This window comes from Formosa sejongensis, assembly GCF_033447105.1.
GTDB lineage: Bacteria > Bacteroidota > Bacteroidia > Flavobacteriales > Flavobacteriaceae > Formosa.
The window spans coordinates 22,250-42,898 of sequence record NZ_JAWQUN010000003.1; the positions used below are offsets into that span (position 1 = coordinate 22,250).

Genomic DNA, 20,649 nt, shown 5'->3' on the forward strand with positions numbered 1-20,649 from the left:
GTTTATTAACATACACTAACACTATTTTACCCTATTTAAAATATTCCTTATAGCACTTAGTATTAAACCTTTAAATAAAAAACCCCATCTTGAAAAAGACAGGGCTTAAAACAAATTAACTAAACAAAACTATAATGTAAAAAAGTTAGAGCGGTGGCAATTTAATCACCTCTCATTTTTTTTCTGAATAAGATCTACTGCAAACAATAGCGTTTAATTTTAATTCACAGTATAAGTATCTAAAACATGTACCTTATTATCTATTCCTTTCACGCATAATTGAATTTGAAATATATTTTCTAAATCCTGTAATGGGTAATTTAAAACGAATGCATGAAGTGGATTAACGTCCTTATTAACCACTATTTCAGACGTGTTTCCTTTTGAATCTAATACTTTTAGAATCGCAAAACCTTCAACAAAAACACCATATTTTCCGGTTGCCTTTTTAGACACCTTATCTAATGCTAATTTTTCTGAAATGATTCCCGTAGTATTTACATCTAACACAGGACCAGGCACAATCTTGGCTGCGGCTTGAATTTCTTTATAATCGAAACTTTCGTTGGCTGCCAAAGTATATAATGGTGTACGTACTTCGGTTTCTATATACCCAGTTTCCAATCCACTACAAAAAACAGATACATTTATACCTTCTGCATAGTCTAAAGACGGATTATACGGTTCGAATATTTTTACGAAAGCCGTATTATTCGTTTTATTCACATAACACATCCATGGTTTTGAAGCTATAACATGAAAACCACTCATTAAATAATAATCATACTCTATTTCGTAAATTCCTGGAGCAACTTCACCCTTCCAATTTGTTCCATGATTAAAATATTTTTCAACATGTTCTGGGTTATTTTTATCTAAAGGCATACGGTTTTTATTAATATATCGCCATCGTGCCTCTGCAGTTCCAGAAATTTCATATTGTTGTCCGTTTGGCAATTTATATTTTTCATCGAAAGGGACATAAACTACATAGTTCTCCCCATCGGTTAGTTCTGGTTTTGTACGCGATACATGCTGACTAGACGTCATTATTCCACGTTTTACAGTTTCCGATCCTTTATTAATCAATGTATGAGTAATGTGCACTAAACTACTTGACTGTTCTATATGCAAACTTCTTTTATATTGTAATTGTTCGTCTATTTTTTCAGGATAAATAAACGATTTTGTTTTGCCATAAAATTGAGGAACAGGCAAATCTTGTATTCCTGAAACAACTTCAATAGATTTCACTCCATTTAAATCTGTTTCTATTTCTGTATTGTAAGGAGCATCACCGATTACTACTGGTGGTGGCCAGCGTTTTGCTTTATTTCCGTTACTATCTACCGAGCAATTATCTATTGGAAGTGGTACCAAGCGATACCCTCCAAAATTTCTCCAATCGCTCATTTTTACCTCATCACTAGTTCCAAAGGATTCACCAAAAAGCTTTGGATTTACCCATAAAGAAGGTACATCGCCTAAATTAAATTCTAACATCCGTCCTGCTGCTTCCGGCACAACCGCAACACTAATAAATTTATTATTAGCTACATAAACATCGTTCCATTTCCAATTATTATAATTAAATTCTACAGAAACCGTTTGTGCTTGAATTGGTAACATTAAACCAAGTAGAAAAAACAAACAACTATATATTCGGTAAATCATATTAGAAATTATTAAGTAAATCTACTTGTGAGATTAAAACAGTATGTTGAAATTGGTTTCAGTCGGAATGTCGACGAAACAGAATAGAATTTTTATCAGAATAAAATTAATAAACCAATAGTGCATCTTGAAAACTACTTGTCTTTATAAAACTACGCTGACAACTAATCTTAAACCAAACAACAAAATGCACATTGGCTATATGTTAAAAAATATTACAAGTTAAAACTTTAACACACTTATCTTACTACACGTCCAGATCCTGATCCGCCCATTAAAGCTTCAACCTCTCCACGTGTAGAAAAGTTAAAATCACCTTTAATAGAGTGTTTTAAACAAGAGGCCGCAACGGCATATTTTACTGCAATTGCAGGATCGCTTAATTCTGGTGTATTCAATGCGAAAATTAAACCTCCTGCAAAAGAATCTCCTCCACCTACACGGTCTACAATATTTTTAATTTTATAAGATCTATAATTTCCATCCTCATCTAAAGGAGCAAAATGTGGTGTATCTGTAGCAACATCGTAAAGCATAGCTCCCCAATTATTATGAGAAGCAGAAAGACTTTCTCTTAATGTAATCGCAACTTTACTCACATTTGGAAACTGTGCAACAACTTGTCTTGCAACATCTGGATATCTTGAGGTATCTAATTTTCCTGAATCTACATCGGTATCTCCTGCCTGAATGCCTAAAACATCGTGACAATCTTCTTCATTTCCGATTACAACATCTATAAAAGGAAGAATTCCTTTCATGGTTTCTTGAGCTAATTCTTTTGCAGACTTTGACGCATCCCATTTCCATAATTTACCTCTAAAATTAAGATCTATAGAAACTAACAATCCTGCTGCTTTTGCTTTTTTAGCAGCGACTAAAGTTGCTTCTGCAGCATTTTTAGATAACGCTGGCGTAATTCCACTTAAATGCAGCCATTGTGCATCTGTAAAAATGGCATCCCAATTGTATTGATCAGGTGTAGTAATAGCAATTGCAGAATCTTCTCTATCGTAAATTACATTACTAGGTCTTTGGTTTGCTCCCGTTTCTAGAAAGTATAAACCAAGACGTCCTTTATCTGTTCTTAACACATATTGCGTATCTACACCTACAGCGCGTACTGAGTCCATAGTCGCTTCTGCTAAGGCGTGTTTTGGCAATGCCGTTACATAACGTGCTCTTCCTCCAAAATTACATACAGATGCAGCAACACTTGCTTCTGCCCCTGCATAAGTGACTTCTAAATTCCTTGATTGGCGTAAACGCAAATTTGCAGGCGCTGCCATTCTTCCCATTATTTCTCCAAAGGTTACTATTGCTTTCATCTTGTTTATATTTATATTTTGAATATTCAATTCTGAATTAACTCAGAGTAATTATTCGTATTTATTTAAAGTTGTTGTTATTTATTAGATTTTATATCTGTAATTAAATCTCTAATTTCTTGTGAATTTTTTGTAATTGCATCCCAGTTTTCAGCTTCAATCAAATCTTTTTTTGCTAGCCAAGACCCTCCAACTGCTGTGATTAAATTAGATTCTAAATACGAACGGGAGTTCGCTATATTAATTCCTCCTAAAGGAATAAAGCTCAATCCAAGATAACTGTAAGGTGCTACCATATTTTTAAGATTCTCCATACCTCCAGATGTTACTGCCGGAAATAATTTAAGGACTCTACAACCATGTTCTAAAGCGATTTCGATATCTGAAGGTGTTACAATTCCTGGTGCAAACGACAGTTTTTTGTCATATGCTTCTTTCAAAATTTTAGGATTACATCCTGGAGCTACGGCAAAATCAGCACCCAGATCTACAACCGCTTTAACTTGGTCTACAGTTAGCACTGTACCAAAGCCTAAATTAATTTGTGGAAATTCTTTTTTAATAAGTTTAGCTGCATCTAAAGCAACAGGCGTTCTTAATGTTAACTCTACAGCATCTACGCCTCCTTTTAAAAGCGCTTCTGCAACAGGCAAGGCATGCTTTAAGTTTTCAATAACCAATACCGCAATAACTCCGGCATCATCAATTCGTTTTATTATTTCTGGGCTCATTGCCCGTTGTGCTATGGGTTGCATAATATAAAATTTAAAGGTTTTTAAATAGCTTTCAAAATCCTCATTTAAGTCTAATATTTAGTCCTGACCAAGACCTAAATATTAAACTTTTGTAAATGAGTATCTTGACAACAAAATAAGCCGAATAGCTTCAAGTTTTTCAAATTGAATTTACCCAAACTCTACATTATTTTATCCTCTTTAGGGTTTTATAGATAAAAAGAAGGAATAGATGCTCCATTTTACAACACATCTACCTTCTTTTTGTACTGCTCCATATATTCTGTTGGCGTGAGATGCATTAACGTTTTAAATTGTCTATTGAAATTCGTTAGCGTGTTAAAGCCGGATTGATAACAAATCGTGGCTATCTGATTTTCTCCTTCTATTAATAATCTGCACGCATGTCTTAAACGGATTTCATTTAAATATTGTGTGAAGGATTTTTTAGTTCGTTTTTTAAAATACCGACAGAACGAATTAGGAGTCATATATGCAATTTCGGCAACTTCATCTAATTCAATTTTCTTATCAAAATTATTGGTTAAGTAACAAATTACACGGGCCATGCGCTCTTTTTCGTTACTATTAAAGGTGTTATTTATAACTTCTGCACACAGTGTACTATAATTTTCACTAATCGAAAGTATATCAAGAATCTTTAATAAACCAACAATACATGATAACCCCCGAGACCCTACTAAACCTACCATATGTCTATGCACTAAGTAAGCCACTGCATTAGAAAATTGAATCCCGTGATCTGCTTTTTTAAATAATAAATTTAGCGACCTCGTTTCTGATAAATTTAAAAATGAAGCCCCTAAAAACTCGACATCAAATTTTACCACGATGAGATCTACTCCTTCATTTTCAACTTCATCTTTATAATACTCTTTATGATTTTTGAATAAATGTGGCACATTACTCCCAATTAAATAAAGCTCTCCAGGACCAAAATCGCCAATAGAATTACCTACATAACGTGTTCCTCCACTCTTTATAAAATATATGAGTTCTAACTCTTTATGGAAGTGCCAATTTTCTTCAATACAAGGAATTTTATCTTGTCGAATTAGAAATGAATTTTCTGGTTTCCGTTCGGTTTGTTTATAGGTAAGTTTCATTAAAAAAATACATGATTATGATTATTACTCTATCTTAAATGCTATTAACGCTTGTAGCCAAAGCATAAAATACTATATGTTCCTATCTTTAGATTTTACTGTTTTTCTGGATTAATATTCAATCCTAATAGACTTAAGCTGAAGTGTATTTAAATTAGTTTAAAGCTTTATCACTTTTTCGAATGATAAATTTTCATCTGCTTTCACTTTAAGTATATAAATTCCTGCAACTAAATCTGAAACATCGACTTGGGAGTTTTTCGTGTTTTTAAAATTGATGGTTTTAACTGTTTTCCCTGACATAGAAACGACTTCTATATTTAGGATCCCAATTGTATTCTCAAAATTTAAATTGAAATAATTTGAAGATGGGTTTGGAGAAACACGAACGACGTTATAAAATAATTCATCAATACCTAAAACATCACTTCCAAAAAGTCTGTCATATCCAGGTAAATTTCCATTTTGCCACATCACGTCGTGTGGATGCGGATAGTGATCAAACCAACCCGGTTTTTCATCTTTAAAATCGACCACCCAATTTACAGCTTTGTCTAGTAAACCTTGGACAAGTAAGTCGGCGTCAGGTTCAGAATTTCTTAAGTTTTTTGTTTCACCTGGATCGTTTTCTACATCGTATAAACGCCAATCTCCATTTGCTGTTTTAGTAATTTTCCAGTTCCCAGACATTATCGCTCCATTATGAAAACCATTATAAGGCCTCATAATATATAGCGATTCGTCTGCCCTAGTTTCATCACCTGCAATAACATCATCTACAATATCTTTACCTTCTAATAATTTTCCTTCAGGAACACTTGCTCCTGCTAATTTCAAAAATGAAGGATAAAAATCTAACGAACTTACTAAATGAGAATACGTTGTTCCTGCCGAAATTTTTCCTGGCCACGTCATAAACATCGGTACACGATGACCACCTTCATTTACACTTCCTTTCCCATCAGACAAAGGATAATTCGTTGCACCTGCTTGTCTTAACTTCCCTCCGTTATCGCTTAAAAAGATAATAAGCGTATTATTTTCTATTCCGTTAGATTTTAAAGCCTTCGTAATTTCTCCAACACCATCATCTACCTTCTTAACCATAGCCGCATAGATTAAGCGATCTTCAACAAGCTGCGCTGTATACGCTTCTCTAGTTACTCCGTTTGGTAGAACGGCATTTATTATATCTGGACTATTTTGAATATCCGATTCAAAATTCGGGTTTTCATCTTTAAATTTAGCCAGATATTCATCGGGTACTTGCAACGGTGTATGCGGTGCATTATACGCTACATATAAGAAAAACGGATCTGATTTAGTTGCATTTGTATTGATGTACGAAACGGCCTCTTCAGACAAAATATCGGTTAAATATTCATCCTGTTCGTATTCATCTCTATCAACAAATTTTCCATTTCTTTCTAGCGGAACTTGGTATTCATTAGTCACAGGATTTCCGTTTTCTAATCGTCTATAATACATATCTTCATAAGACGATTCGAAGTAGTTTTTACCACCACCTGTAAATCCTAAAAACTCATCAAAACCTCTAGAATTTGGATGAAACTTGTTTGCTACACCTAAGTGCCACTTTCCAACCATTCCTGTATTATAGCCGTCATCTTGTAATACTTTACTAAAAAACACTTCGGTGGTAGAAATCCCGTCTGTATCATAAATATCGTTTGGTAAATTATACTGTGCACCAATGCGATGCGGATAAACCCCTGTCATTAAAGCAGCCCGACTTGGCCCGCAAAATGCATGGGCAACATGTGCTTTAGAAAAAACCACACCGTTATCGGCTAATTTATCTAATTCTGGAGTAGGAATCGTACCGTACTCTTTAGGGAAATTCGCTGTTCTATTAAATCCTACATCAGAATATCCTAAATCGTCGGCAAGCACTAAAATTATATTAGGTCGCGTACCTGCAGTTTGCGCGATTGTATTAAATGTAAACATAAACGCACACAGAACTATTGATATATTTATAATTTTTCGCATGTTTTGTTCTTATTTAATGATGATTTTCTTGGTTTCTACAGACGTTCCTGAAGCAATAGATAAGAAATAAATACCCGGAGATAATGCTGTAATTGGTATCTGAAAAGGTTCTGCCGTTTTATGCATTCTTAATATTTCGGCACCTGTTACATTATATAAAACAAGTTGTGTTCCCGTTGGAGACGAAACATTTAAATATTGATCCAAACCTGAACGCATTGGATTAGGATAAACTTTACTTGAAATCTCATGTGTTTTACTATCATCTATACCTAAAGTCTCGGTTGCATTTACATAAATCTCATCGAAATACAAGGTTGTTGTGCCTTCTGCAACATCAGCGGGTTTAATAAGAATTCTAATACGGTCCTTTTCTCCAGAAGGTATAGAGCGTTTAAAATCTTGTGAAATGGTTACCCACTTCCCTGTTTCTACACCCGAAACATCAAAATTTAAAACCGTCCAGGGATCTTCAAAAATGACTTGAAACGTTTTAATATCAGCCCCTGCTTCTAACCAAATTTGCATAGAATAAGTAAAGCTTCCAGTCTCTAATTGTACGGATTTAAATGGTGCAAAAGCAACCACATTATTAGGTAAAGGTCCTGAATGATTGAATTTTAATGAATTATACCAGCGTGCAGCTTTATCTTCACTTACAGACATAAATGCTGCTGAAGCTGCAGGAATAAACCAATTTTGTTCAGACTCATCGATTTGGATTGGTTTTTCAAATCCAAAAAAATCAGAATCTATTAAATTCTTTTTATCCCAAACCCGAATGTATTCAATTTCGTATTCTACAGGTAAATCGGCTTCTTCAGGAATACCCAACCATGGGAACGTTTCTGAGTCAAACCAAATCCAATACGGCACATTAGTAACCCAGCGTTCTTCTCCTAATTCCGATCTTAAAATCGTACCATCCGGATGTAAAACGCCATCGACATAAATTTTTATATAATCCGGAGTCCAGTCAAATCCATACACATGAAAATCGTCTGCTGTATTTTCTTCAACTTGAATATTATCGGTATAAGCAGGGCCTTTTCCGTCAGGTAAGTAATAATAATTCTCAGGATCCCAACTTATCATATTATACTTTAATCGTTTTTTCCAATTCTGATTGGCTTCTTTTGGCCCGCCAAACATTTCGAACATATCCAGCTCCGATTTGTTACCTGTTGTCCAAAACGAACTGGTAATTTCAGCATCAGCCGACTTACATTTAATTTCCATATAACCATAGTGAAACTGCGCTTTACTAATTACAGCTGCTGTAGTTATATTCTCGTATTTCACACCATCTTGAGGGGTTTCTGAAAAGTCGAAATCAGGTTCCCATTTGGTCTGAATTTTTAGTTTATCATTATCTACAACCCCATTTTTAGTACTAAACTGTGAAGGCGCTCTTCCGATAAAATTAGATTTATAAACATTATCCTCACCCTGAATGTTCCATTTGGCTTTATCTAATGCATCTGTATCAAACTCATCACTTACCGTTTCGTTAAGCACCCAATTTCCAGAGTTAGATTGATCGGATAACGGATAAACTTGAGCTTGCATTTCAGAGAAAATGAACAAGAACAAAAAGAGATACAGAGATTCTTTTAAGTAGGTTTTGGGTTGATAAATAAGTAAAGTTGTTTGCATGGAAATTTTCTTTTTAGTTTTGTGAAAATTAAGATGAAAATCTCAGCTATAATCCCGCAAAATTACCTTTACCTTACTTTATATTACCTTATTATTAATAAAATGTAAAAAACAAGGGTAATCATTATTAATTACACAAAACAAACACCTTTTAACTGTGTTTTAATACAAAAAAAAGCGAAGTCCTAATGACTTCGCTTTTCGTGTAAATATATTCGCTTTTTTAAAGCATGGATTTAATTAATATCGAAAGTTGTTAGAAACTCACCCATCTTATCATTTTCCCAAACTTCACTTAAATTTTCAGGATCAAACCACCTTGGTTCATTATGCATTTTACTCCAAGTCTGAGCACCTAAAACCATCTCTTCTAACTGTTCTGGATTTTCTTTACTAAGGTCGTGCTCTTCACTTATATCTTCATTAATATTATATAATTTCCATTCTTGATTGTAAGCTTTTGTAGCCTTCCATTCGTCTTGACGTACACCTACATCCGAATATCCTGAACGGTGACGCATTGCGAAAATCATTTCACCTTTACGGGGATTTTCATCTACTACAAAATCTTCCCAAATATCTATACCATCTAACTGTTTACCTTCTGGGACCGTTGCATTTGCTAAGCCTAAAAACGTAGGGTAAAAATCTAAAGAGGTTACTGGGCTATCAAACTGCATGCCTTCTGGGACGTGATTTGGCCAATGAAAAAACATAGGTACTCTAAAACCACCTTCATAGGTATCTCCTTTTCTTCCTTTTAATGGAGAGTTGTTAGCGCCTTGATCTGGACGACCACCATTATCGCTTAAAAATATAATTAGAGTATTTTCATAAGTTCCGGTTTTCTTCAACGTTTTTATTAACTCTCCAACTCCACGATCTACGGCATAAACCATAGCCGCATACGTACGCCTTTTTTCATCTTTTATATTTGCAAATAATTTCTCGTCTTCAGGTTTAGCTTCCAATGGTGTATGTGGTGCATTATATGCTAAATACAAGAAAAAGGGTTGATCTTTCTTGGCTGCCTTAGTAACAAATCGAGACGCTTCACGAGAAAAAGCATCGGTTAAATACTCAGTTTCTTTAACTTTTACTCCATTATGCTCTAAAGGCGTTAAATAATCCCAAATATTATCATTTCCTGCGGCTGCTTGTTGATCATATTTAGCGCGATATTCTTCAGGGAAATAATTATGTCCACCTCCTAAAAAGCCATAAAACTCATCAAAACCACGTTTGTTTGGGTGATATGCTTCTACTGCACCTAAGTGCCACTTCCCAATTGCACCCGTAAAATATCCCGATTCTTGAAGTGCTTTACTTATAAATGTTTCATTTAACGGAATACCTTCTCCTACTGTTTTTTCACTATTTGCAGGGAGATTAAATTGTGAACCAAATTCATGAGGATATTTTCCTGTTAATAAACCGGCTCTACTTGGACCACAAAAAGGATGTGCCACATAAGCCGAAGAAAAGACAGTTCCTGCCGTTGCTAATTTATCTAATTCTGGAGTTAAAATATCTTTAGAGCCATTAAAACCCACATCCGAATATCCTAAATCATCTGCAAGAATCACTATTATATTTGGCTTGGTCTCTCCTTTGGTTTTAGATTTCTGAGCTTGACAATTTACACTTAAACACACCAACAATGCTGTAGTTAAACGAAGCATAAATCCATTTTTAATATTTTTCATCATAATACAATGCTATAATTATAGGTTTTTAAACCGCTATGTTTTCTAAATCTCAAAGTTACACGTTCAATTAAAAACGAATCTTACGTTTTTTATCTTATACCTCTTAAATATTACCTTTAGTATTTAATGACTCAAAAATGACTATCTGGCTTCAATTAGAACTAAGACTTATTCTTTCACTTCAACAAAATAAACTTCATAAGGTTTTAGTATAGGTTCTGATGACACTTCTATTCCATTTATCAAATCGATGCAAACTGCTTTATTTAAGGTATTCTTCCATTGTAATTTTAATTGAACATCTTGTTTTCCAAAATTAATAACCGACAATACAGATTTCCCCTCTTTTGTTTTTACAAATCGCCAAATACAGGATTTTTTATTATGTTCGGTAATCTCTTCAACCGTTAATTCTGGCATGCCTCCAAGTGCTTCTACTATAGATAATGCACTTTGTTTTATTTGCTTTAACCCTGTAACCTTTAGCAACGTGCCTTTACTGTTAACCAATCCCTTTAAAGGACGTCCGTATTCATCTGTTTTAAAACTTTTATCATCTATAATCACTCTACCGCCTGCATTCAAATAGGATTGAACAGCCTCTAATTCTGATTGTGTGACCTGTTCTGTTTTGTAAATCACCACCACATCCCAAGCATTATTATTATTTCTTTTAATGATATTTTTTGTTGCAAAACCGAGAGATAAACCTTCAAAATTTAAATCTTCGTAGATTTCGAAAATACCATCCATATAATCTGCTTTTTGATTCGCAGACGTTTTAGAATAAAATAATCGAATGGGTTTGCGCTCCTGTTGAAAAGCTGTAATGTCTTCACTAAACGTATTCAAATCGATAATAGTGCTCTGTAATTCCTGAGTTACTCTAGGCTGCTGGTTATTAGAACCTGCATAAGCATTTGTTAATTTCCTACTAAAAGCACCATCTACACCTCTTGGCCAATACCATGTTTGAGTGGCATTTAAACCTAATGTGTACGCTGCCCAATACACAGCTCGCACATAATCGGGATTCATAAATAAATCTCTAGTATGGCTCGTACTAAGCAAATGACTTTCTGAATTAAAATTGATAGTATTTGGGTTTACAGATTTTAAAAAATCATAACCTAAATACAATTCTCTCCATCCTAAAATATAATCATCTTCCCAATCTGATTGCGCTCTAATATTATTATAATGTGCCGCAACATCGTTACCATTAAAATCGCTTAACGCCGTTAAAGCTTCGAAGTCTATTCCCGAATCAGGGTCGTTATCTGTAAAAATAGAAGGCATAATTTTTAAATGGACTTTTGCTAACGTATCATTTTTTACTATTTCAGATTTTAAATACGAAAACCAATCGGTCACTCTATCTTGATTAAAGGTTGTCCAATCATACCATTGCGGCGTACCCATTAATGAAATATCCATAGGGATTTCACTTGAAACACCATCAAAATCTACATACGACGTGTCCCAAATTGCATTTAAACTCTCAATATTTCCATGTTTATTTTTAAGCCACGTTTTAAATTTATCTATGGTATAATTAGACACATCTGCTCTAAAATACACCTTTTTATCACTATCCTTATAATTTGCCCAACGGGGTTCATTTGTAAGCATATACCCCAATTGCGAATAGGTTTTACCTGAAATTTGAGGGACAGTACTTTTAAATAAATTGGACATCATATCACGAGCACCTAGATTATCAATATCGTAGGCAGTGAATGGTTTTCCTTCAATTTCATTAAACTCAGCACCATATGCTTTTGCTGTCCAATCTGGAACTTTATTATTCGCAATAAAAATAAATCCTGCTTTACCTGAAGGTTTATTTCTTAATTCATTTTCTACTTTATCGTTTAACTTACCTTCCTTATTTTCGAGCTGCATCGGACTTATTAAGAAGCCATCTAATTCTCCAAAAAAGTCTTCAAATTCTGGAGTTTCAGGTTTCCATGTATAATCAGATAGAAAAACAGGTTTATTATTATAAAGTAACTCATCATTATTAATTTCAATTTTAGACCAATCAATCTCTTGATAAGGTTTTCTAAAAATGATACCTTTATTAATCTTTTCGGCGCTTTCTATGGATTCATTCAACATTTTAACCACATCGTTCCGTTCGAAATCAGGTAAGTCTTTGGCTAATTGATGGGCGTGTTCTTTATAATTTCGAACCATTTTAAAGGCATCTGTATTAAAAGCCACATTTTGCTCATCCCAATTGGCATATTTTAAAAATATTTCGGCCACACGAAGCGTCATTTGTTCTTTATAAGAATCTATTCCTTTTCTATTTAAATCTAAAATTAAGCCTTTAAGTTCCGTCATTTTTAATTGTGCGGTGTCCTCTATCGATTGAGAAAAAAGCTGTGGTCCGACAAATGCAAAACCTATAATTAATATAAATTGTACCTTTTTTATTTTAAAAAATTTCATCTTTTTTTAATTGTTTAATGTCGTATTACTAACATATTCAGTAGCGCTAAATAACTTCAAAAGTTTGAATTATTATAAGTGGAATTTACCATGCCTTAATAAAAAATTACCCAATTCGTTTTATGAAAAATGAACTGAATTTCAAAATACAGAATTATAAAAAACATAGTATTACGCAATGATTGATAAAATAAAGTCGTTAAAAGGTAATAATTAGGTATATTTTATGAACTTAAAACACTTTTTTTGTAACTATCAGTCGTTTTTTTTAAAACAAATTCAAATAAAACCAACTTAGGATTATCCTTTTAAACTTATTAAAAAATGATCACACTAAACATAAATGGAAAAATCCACGAATTGGATGCAGACCCTACAATGCCTCTGCTATGGGCCTTAAGAGATATTATTGGCTTTACGGGAACGAAATATGGATGTGGTATCGGATTATGTGGCGCATGCATGATTTTAATGGACGGTGTTGCTGTAAATTCTTGTGTTTTACCTCTTGCTGCCGTTCAAGATAAAAGTATAATTACGATTGAAGGCGATACAGAAAACCTCCAAAGACTACAAAAATCGTGGCAAGAATTAAACGTTCCTCAATGTGGATTTTGTCAGCCTGGGCAGCTTATTTCTGCGACAGCATTATTGAATTCAAATCCTAATCCTTCTGAAGCAGATATCAATACAGCAATGTCTAGAAATATTTGCAGATGTGGTACGTACCAACGTGTAAAAAAGGCAATTTCACTTACCGTTGAACAAAAAAATACCAAATAATTATGGCTCCAATTAAAAATATAAGTAGACGTGGTTTTTTAAAGCAATTCGGACTCGTTTCTGGCGGATTACTTGTCGCATCATCCATGTATGGATATAATTCTGAATTAAAAATTGAAGGTGCAGAAGATTTCAATCCTAATCTTTTCATTCAATTAAATACCGATGGTAGTCTGATATTAGTATGCTCCAGATCGGAAATGGGACAAGGCATTAGAACCTCTTTAACTTCGGTTATTGCAGATGAAATGGACGCCGATTGGGATCGCGTAAGTGTAAAACAAGCTACAGGAAATGCCATTTACGGCAATCAGAATACAGATGGCTCTAAAAGTGTCCGCTTATTATACCAAACAATGCGAGAAATGGGTGCCACTACGAAGGCCATGCTTATAACAGCTGCTGCGCAATATTGGAACGTTCCTGAATCCGAATGTAAAGCGGAAAATCATTTCATTATTCATTCTTCAGGAAAAACGATTGGTTATGGAGCCTTAGTTCCTATTGCAAAAACATTAATAGCCCCTACAAACGTGACTTTAAAATCTCCTAAAGATTTTAAATATATTGGAAAAACATTACCGAGTATAGATGTACAAGATTTCACAAAAGGAGCAGCCATCTACGGATTAGATACACGTATTCCCAATATGGTTTTTGCAGCTATAAAACGCTCTCCAGTAACCTTCGGAACCGTAGTAACTTTTGATAAGACAGAAGCTTTAAAAATTGCAGGTGTTTTAGAGGTCATTGAGATTCCGCGTATTGCAAAACCCTTTGGTGCTTTAGGTGGGATTGTGGTTGTCGCTAAAAATACATGGGCCGCTTTTAAAGGCCGAGATGCATTAAAAATAACGTGGGATAAAGGTGCAAATGCAACTTATAATTCTGAAGAATATTTAGAAGAAATTTCTGAACGCGTTCAAAATCCAGGACATGTAGAAAAAAGTATAGGCGATATAAATTCAGCGTTTAACAGTGCTGCGTCTACTTTCGAAGCAACTTATAATCTTCCGCATTTAGTGCATACACCAATGGAAGTTCCCAATGCTATTGCGTGGGTTCAAGATAACAAATGCGATGTTTGGGCTCCAGTACAATCACCCCAAACGGCTAGAAAAGAAGTTGCAAATTATTTAGATATAAACGAAGAGAATGTGACTATTAACGTTACACTACTAGGTGGTGGATTCGGAAGAAAAGCGAAACCTGATTATGTTGTTGAAGCGACTATGATTTCTAAAGCGATACAAAAACCGGTTCAAGTGGTTTGGTCTCGCGAAGACGATATACAAAATAGTTATTATCATACCTTAGCCTCTCAACATTTAAAAGGAAGTCTCGACGCGAATGGAAACGTGACCGGCTGGTTACATCGGTTTGGCATTCAAAGTATAGCTTCTACTTTTAAACCGGGAACAGATTCACCACAAGCATGGGAAGTTGGAAGTGCAACACAAGTCCCTTTCGATGTTCCCAACATGCAAATTGAATCGGTTAAAGTCGATGCCTATATTCGTATAGGGTGGTTACGTTCTGTAATTAATATTCCGCATGGCTATGCCATCAATGTCTTTGCCGATGAATTGGCTTTTAAAGCGAATAAAGACCCCTTAGAATTTAGATTAAACTTGATTGGAAATGACAGAATTCAAGACACTAAAGATCCTTATAAATATGAAACAGCAAAACTAAAACACGTATTAAAAACCGCTGCTAAAAATGCTAATTACGGCAAACCACTTCCTGAAGGACATGCTATTGGATTGGCTGTTCACTATAGTTTTTATTCTTATGCGGCCGCTGCAATAGAAGTTTCTGTGGTCGATGATAAAGTGATAGTCCACAATGTAAATATGGTTATCGATTGTGGAACAGCGATAAACAAAGATAGTATTATAGCACAAATGGAAGGTGCTGCAATTTTTGGATTAACTCTCGCCTATTATGGAAAAATAACAACCATAGACGGTGCTGTTACACAAAGTAATTTTCACGACTACCAACTCATGCGCATGGCAAATGCTCCAAAAATACAAGTCGAAATTATTGAAAGTGATTCCAAACCAACTGGTGTAGGCGAACCAGGTGTTCCTGTAATAGCGCCTGCTTTAGTAAACGCCATTTTTAAAGCCACAGGACAACGGTATAGAAACTTACCTCTTTCCGATTATGGTCTGGTTTAATAAAACAAAAAATGCCCAACTTAAACGAAAGTCGTTCAGTTGGGCATTTTAATTAACACTTATTTTTATTTATCTTACTTCTAAAACTTCTTCTGGTAATACAATTTCTCCTGAGTTCCCCCAACTGTTTCTAACATAATTTAGCACATCTGCAATTTCATTATCAGACAATTTAATTGCCATCATAGTGCCATAATACGTTACGTTATTCACTTTTAACTCACCGTTCAATCCATTTATAATTATTTCTGCAGCTCGCATTTTATCAGCCATTAAATAATCTGATTTTGCTAAAGGCGGAAAAGCTCCCGTTATCCCTTCACCAGTTACCATATGACACGTTACACAGTGTTGCAAAAATATTTTTTCACCACGGACTTTACTTTTATCAAGAGCAGATTGCCCAAAAATCACACTTGGCATTCCTATTAAAAAAAGGAAGATTATAAAGCTTGCAACGTTTTTATTCATTTGGAATACTTAATACTATTGGGTTGTTAAATTCAAATTTATTTCAATTTAACCTAAACTCAACTATAAATCTAAATTCATTTTAAATTGAACTCTAAAATCTGTTTTAGTTCAATTTCTACTTTTCAATTTTAAGGGCTATATCATCAATAAATAATTTTGAGGCTTTCGTTTTTGGTAAGTCTTCATTACGTATTTCCAACTTCATACCATCATTAATTCCGGATGCTTCTGCTCTAGACACTTTGGCTTCCACCGTTACCCATTGGCGTCTTGGCAAGGTGTCCAAATTATCAAAAACCAATTCTAGTTCTGGATCTTGTAAAGTGACATATATTTTCTTGGCCGCTCGACCTTGATCTAACCACACCTTCATAGATAATACATAATCACCTTTAGGAATATGTAATGCTACTCCTGGTGTTAAAGCTTCAACTTTAGCAATATTTAGTGAGTCATTTTTTCCATAACCAGAAAACTCAAGACTATTTACTCCTGAAGCATAATGGCCTTCAATAATTTTTAAAAATTTAGAAGATGGCTCATCAATCATCCAAAATTTCTGATAATCGTTAGGTATAGAATCTTCTGGAACCATAGTTAAAGGTCTCGGATTTTCTTCAAATAAAATCGGCCCTTCAAAACCGTAGAATGCACGATCTTCTGCAAGTAAATTATCTGATGGTTTCTGCCAAACACGCAAATATTCCACTTCAAAATCAACTGGTAATTCTTCTTTATTAGGCACACCTAACCATTTAAAAATTTCAGAATCTAACCATATTTCCATCGGATTATTTAAGACCCAATCCGTTCCTAAAGTTTCTTGATCCACTTCATACGTTAATTCTCCATCTCTAAACACTTTTAAATAATCTTCACCCCATTCTACAGCATACACATGAAATTCATCTGATGTATTGTAAGAAACCGTTTCGTCGTTTCCAAATGCTTTGGTAGGTCTAACCGCTGGAGGACTCCAATCGTGAATCGCTGTTCTTACGGTATTAGAAAGTATGGTTCCATCTATATTAGGATTCCCCATTTGTTCGTAAATATCCAATTCTTGTTCGTAACCAATAGCCCAAAATGCGGCAGTTATAGCTGCATTTCCTGCCTTAGATTTCACTTCCATATATCCGTTTAAGAATCTTTTCTTCCCAACAATCCCTGCCGTTGTAACAGGCAAAGGTTTCCCCTCAAACATCCCATAAACGTCTTTATTACTTCCATCGGCATAGCTTTCTTTGGCAAAATCAAAATCTGGTTCCCATTGCGTTCTTAGTTTTAACATGCCGTTTTCAACAATTACATTATGAGGTGCAAATTGAGATGGCGCTCTTCCTTTCCAAATATAATAATCGCCATTCTGTCCTTCTACAAACCATTTAGTCGTATCTATTGTAGTCCCTTCAAACTCGTCGCTAACCGCTTCATTTAGCACCCAGCCACCAGTATTTTCTGGATCAGAAAACGGATAAACACCATCTTCCTCAACTATAGTTTCAACAATTGGAATCTCTTTTTTTTCATCTTTACAACTCATGTTTGCAAGAAGACTTGCTCCAATACAGGTAAATAGACTAACTCTGATAAATTTCATATTGATATATTTTTAACGCGTTGTACACTTTTAAACATTAGGATATCGTATAACCGGTCGACGTATTTTCGACAGTAAATAATATTGATAACTAATTTTTGAAGTTTTATAATCGCATTCATTTCACACAGAATTAGGTGTGAAATGAATGCGATATGAGGCCTAGCTAAACTGAATGAAGTATTAATAAATTTCAGCAAAAGCACTACCTGTAATTTTATTATTAATCGAAAAAATTAATGTGTTTCGATTATTATATGGCAGTAGACACTCGTTTTTTAACTAAGTAATCGTCTAAGGCTAGATGTGAACAGTCGTGACCTATACCACTATTTTTAATACCACCATGTGGTAAATAAATTGAATATTTAACCCCGTTAATTTGAATTTCTCCAAACTCCAGTTCTTCTGTAAAACGTTCAATTCGTTTATGATTATTTGTAAAAATATATGAGGCTAAACCATATTCTGTATCGTTTGCAAGTTCAAGAACTTCATCATCCGTTTCAAAACTCATAATACCTGCAGCTGGTCCAAAGGTTTCATATCTAAATATGTTCATATTTGGTTTCGTTCCTGAAAGAATTGTTGGTTCTATCCAATTTCCATGGTCTGGAAAACCATCAGGAATTTTCCCTCCGTACTCTAATTTCGCGCCTTTACTAACAGCATCTTCTACCAAATCAAAAATTCTATCTCTATCTTTTCTAGAAACAACAGGCCCCATAAAGACATCTGAGTTCTCTTTTGTACCGAAACCAATTTTAAGTTCTGAAGCTCTCTTTACATAGGCTTTTAAGAATTTATCGTATATACTTTTATGTACAAAAATTCTATTTGCAGCTACACAAATCTGACCTGCATTACCAAATTTTAATCCGATTGCTAAGTCTAAAGCAGTTTCAAAATCGGCATCTTCAAACACAATAAAAGGTGCATTCCCTCCTAACTCCATACCTAATTTCTTAATAGAAGTTACACTATCTGCAATAACACGTTGCCCTGTTTGTGTAGAACCAATCATGGTTAAAACAGCAGGAATCGTACTTGTTGTCATTGGTGTTGCCACTTCACGACTTGGTCCTGCCAAAATATTTACTACACCTGCAGGGAAATTAATATCATGTAAAATTTCACCAATCATGTATGTGGATAATGGAGATAACCCTGACGGTTTAATAATTAATGAACATCCGGCTGCTAAAGCTGGTCCTATTTTAAATCCAACATTTAACAAAGGAAAATTCCAAGCTAAATACGCAACGGCAACACCTGCTGGTTGTGACACCATTTTGTGGGTATGCGTATTTTCGTAATCTGGAATTTGCTCTTCTCTCATATTCTTCATCGCCGCTGGATACCACTCTAAGGCATTAGTGATAGCTTCAATATCTTCATAAGCACCAGTATAAGTTTTCCCCATTTCATGCACCATAGCATTTCGTAGTTCATCTTCTTTTTCAAGAATCGCTAATCTTAATTTAGACATCCATGCTGTACGTTCAGCTAGAGATAGTTTTTTCCAAAACTTAAATCCTTTTTGAGCTGACAGTAATGCTTTTTCGGCATCTGCCTTACCTGCTTTCGCAACTTGAGCAATAACTTCGCCTGTTGCTGGGCAGATTACATCGTCTCGTTCTCCACTTTCTGCATCGACTAATTGTCCGTCGATGTATAATTTTTTATATCCGAATTGTTCTGTTTTCATGATATTCTATAAGTTTCTAATATATCTTCATCTATATCGATTCCTAAACCTGGACGATTAGGAACCTCTAAATATCCATTTTCCATTTTAATAGCTGGAAATGATAATTTGTCTCTTAAACCATTTTCTGTCTGATCGAATTCTATTAAAAAGTCAGGTTGAAACATTCTACCTGGCATAGATTCTAAATTAGAAATAAAATGCAATGCCACATGAATTCCTATTGAAGTTCCCCATGTATGCGGAATTAAATCTACACCATTAGCACTTGCCAAAGCCGCAATACGTTTTGCTTCTGTTAAACCTCCGCTGGCACAAATATCAGGTTGAATAATATCGACAGATTTACTTTTTATTAACTGCTGAAATCCGAAACGTAAATATTCACATTCCCCCCCAGAAATTGGAATAGTTGTCTTTTGACGTAACTCGTTATATTGATCGTAATACTCGGGAGACAAAGGCTCTTCAAACCAACCAATATCATATTTTTCAATTTTACGTGCTAATTCTGTCGCTTCTCTTAAGGTGTATGCGTGATTAGAATCTACCATTAATTTAATATCTGGTCCGATAATATTACGCATTTTTTCCACGTTTTCAACGTCTGCTTTTATTCCCAATCCGACTTTCATCTTTATGGCTTTAAACCCTTGGTCTATGTATGATTTTGCTTCTTTTTCAAAGTCTCTTGTAGGATTATCATAATCTGTAAAATACATCCCAGTAGCATAAGGCATAATTTTAGTTCTATGCGCACCACCCAATAATGTTGAAATAGGTAAATTTAAAATCTTTCCTTTTAAATCCCAAATCGCAATATCTATAGCACTTAATGAAGCGACTAAAACACCACGTCTTGCAAAATCTAATGTTTTACGGTACATTTTGTTCCAAACCACTTCGTTAAGCAAAGGATCTTCTCCTATTACAAAGGGTTCCAATAATTTTATTCCAGCTTCTAAAACTTTGGCAGGACCATAACCTTCTCCCCAACCATATTGCCCATTAGAGGCTGTTATTTTTACCAAACAAATACAACGTTCCGAATATTCCCATTGCGAAAAGAAAAAGCTCTGAGCAAGTTTATCCTTTAGTATAAATGTTTCTATCTTTTCAATTACCATAATTTAATTTTATAAAAGTTGGTTATTTAACAATTTGTAACTCCCCTATTTTTTAATATTTTAAGTAAAGGCT

Annotated in this window: 14 protein-coding genes; 2 read left to right on the plus strand and 12 right to left on the minus strand. The window is 34.5% G+C overall.

Going from position 1 to position 20,649, the window contains the following annotated elements:
- Positions 1–219 precede the first annotated feature (219 nt).
- From R6X41_RS04435 to R6X41_RS04470, 8 genes are all read right to left on the minus strand, one after another.
- Positions 220–1,674 carry a hypothetical protein gene (locus R6X41_RS04435; protein ID WP_318497829.1) on the minus strand — a complete coding sequence of 485 codons (1,455 nt, stop codon included), beginning with the start codon at positions 1,672–1,674 and terminating at the stop codon, positions 220–222.
- A gap of 239 nt (positions 1,675–1,913) precedes the next feature.
- Positions 1,914–3,002, minus strand: coding sequence for a sugar kinase (locus R6X41_RS04440; protein ID WP_318497830.1), 1,089 nt, complete (start codon positions 3,000–3,002; stop codon positions 1,914–1,916).
- A gap of 77 nt (positions 3,003–3,079) precedes the next feature.
- Complete coding sequence (locus R6X41_RS04445; RefSeq protein WP_318497832.1) at positions 3,080–3,757, minus strand: bifunctional 4-hydroxy-2-oxoglutarate aldolase/2-dehydro-3-deoxy-phosphogluconate aldolase; 678 nt, start codon at positions 3,755–3,757, stop codon at positions 3,080–3,082.
- 221 nt (positions 3,758–3,978) lie between these two features.
- Positions 3,979–4,863, minus strand: a complete 885-nt coding sequence (locus R6X41_RS04450) for an AraC family transcriptional regulator (protein ID WP_318497833.1) — start codon at positions 4,861–4,863, stop codon at positions 3,979–3,981.
- Positions 4,864–5,022: 159 nt separating this feature from the next.
- On the minus strand, positions 5,023–6,876 hold the full coding sequence (locus R6X41_RS04455; protein ID WP_318497835.1) for a sulfatase-like hydrolase/transferase: 1,854 nt from the start codon (positions 6,874–6,876) through the stop codon (positions 5,023–5,025).
- Positions 6,877–6,885: 9 nt separating this feature from the next.
- The gene (locus tag R6X41_RS04460) at positions 6,886–8,532 is read right to left on the minus strand and encodes a T9SS type A sorting domain-containing protein (RefSeq protein ID WP_318497837.1); all 1,647 of its coding nucleotides are present in this window, start codon (positions 8,530–8,532) and stop codon (positions 6,886–6,888) included.
- 236 nt (positions 8,533–8,768) lie between these two features.
- Positions 8,769–10,241, minus strand: coding sequence for a sulfatase-like hydrolase/transferase (locus R6X41_RS04465; RefSeq protein ID WP_318497839.1), 1,473 nt, complete (start codon positions 10,239–10,241; stop codon positions 8,769–8,771).
- 168 nt (positions 10,242–10,409) lie between these two features.
- The gene (locus R6X41_RS04470; RefSeq protein WP_318497841.1) at positions 10,410–12,698 is read right to left on the minus strand and encodes an alpha-amylase family protein; all 2,289 of its coding nucleotides are present in this window, start codon (positions 12,696–12,698) and stop codon (positions 10,410–10,412) included.
- A gap of 324 nt (positions 12,699–13,022) precedes the next feature.
- Between R6X41_RS04470 and R6X41_RS04475 the strand changes: the two genes are divergently transcribed.
- Both R6X41_RS04475 and R6X41_RS04480 read left to right on the plus strand, forming a co-directional pair.
- The gene (locus tag R6X41_RS04475; RefSeq protein WP_318497843.1) at positions 13,023–13,481 is read left to right on the plus strand and encodes a (2Fe-2S)-binding protein; all 459 of its coding nucleotides are present in this window, start codon (positions 13,023–13,025) and stop codon (positions 13,479–13,481) included.
- A 2-nt stretch (positions 13,482–13,483) separates the two neighbouring features.
- Positions 13,484–15,667: a xanthine dehydrogenase family protein molybdopterin-binding subunit gene (locus tag R6X41_RS04480; protein WP_318497845.1), complete on the plus strand. Its 2,184-nt coding sequence runs from the start codon at positions 13,484–13,486 to the stop codon at positions 15,665–15,667.
- Between the two features lie 69 nt (positions 15,668–15,736).
- Here R6X41_RS04480 and R6X41_RS04485 read toward each other — a convergent pair whose 3' ends face one another.
- The 4 genes from R6X41_RS04485 to R6X41_RS04500 form a co-directional block, all read right to left on the minus strand.
- A complete protein-coding gene (locus R6X41_RS04485) occupies positions 15,737–16,138 on the minus strand; it encodes a c-type cytochrome (protein WP_318497847.1) in 402 nt (133 codons plus the stop codon).
- A 118-nt stretch (positions 16,139–16,256) separates the two neighbouring features.
- Complete coding sequence (locus R6X41_RS04490) at positions 16,257–17,741, minus strand: family 16 glycosylhydrolase (RefSeq protein WP_318497849.1); 1,485 nt, start codon at positions 17,739–17,741, stop codon at positions 16,257–16,259.
- Positions 17,742–17,994: 253 nt separating this feature from the next.
- Entirely contained in the window at positions 17,995–19,449 is a 1,455-nt protein-coding gene (locus R6X41_RS04495) for an NAD-dependent succinate-semialdehyde dehydrogenase (protein WP_318497851.1), read from the minus strand.
- On the minus strand, positions 19,446–20,576 hold the full coding sequence (locus tag R6X41_RS04500) for a mandelate racemase/muconate lactonizing enzyme family protein (RefSeq protein WP_318497853.1): 1,131 nt from the start codon (positions 20,574–20,576) through the stop codon (positions 19,446–19,448). Before R6X41_RS04500 ends, R6X41_RS04495 begins: the two co-directional genes overlap by 4 nt.
- Positions 20,577–20,649 lie beyond the last annotated feature (73 nt).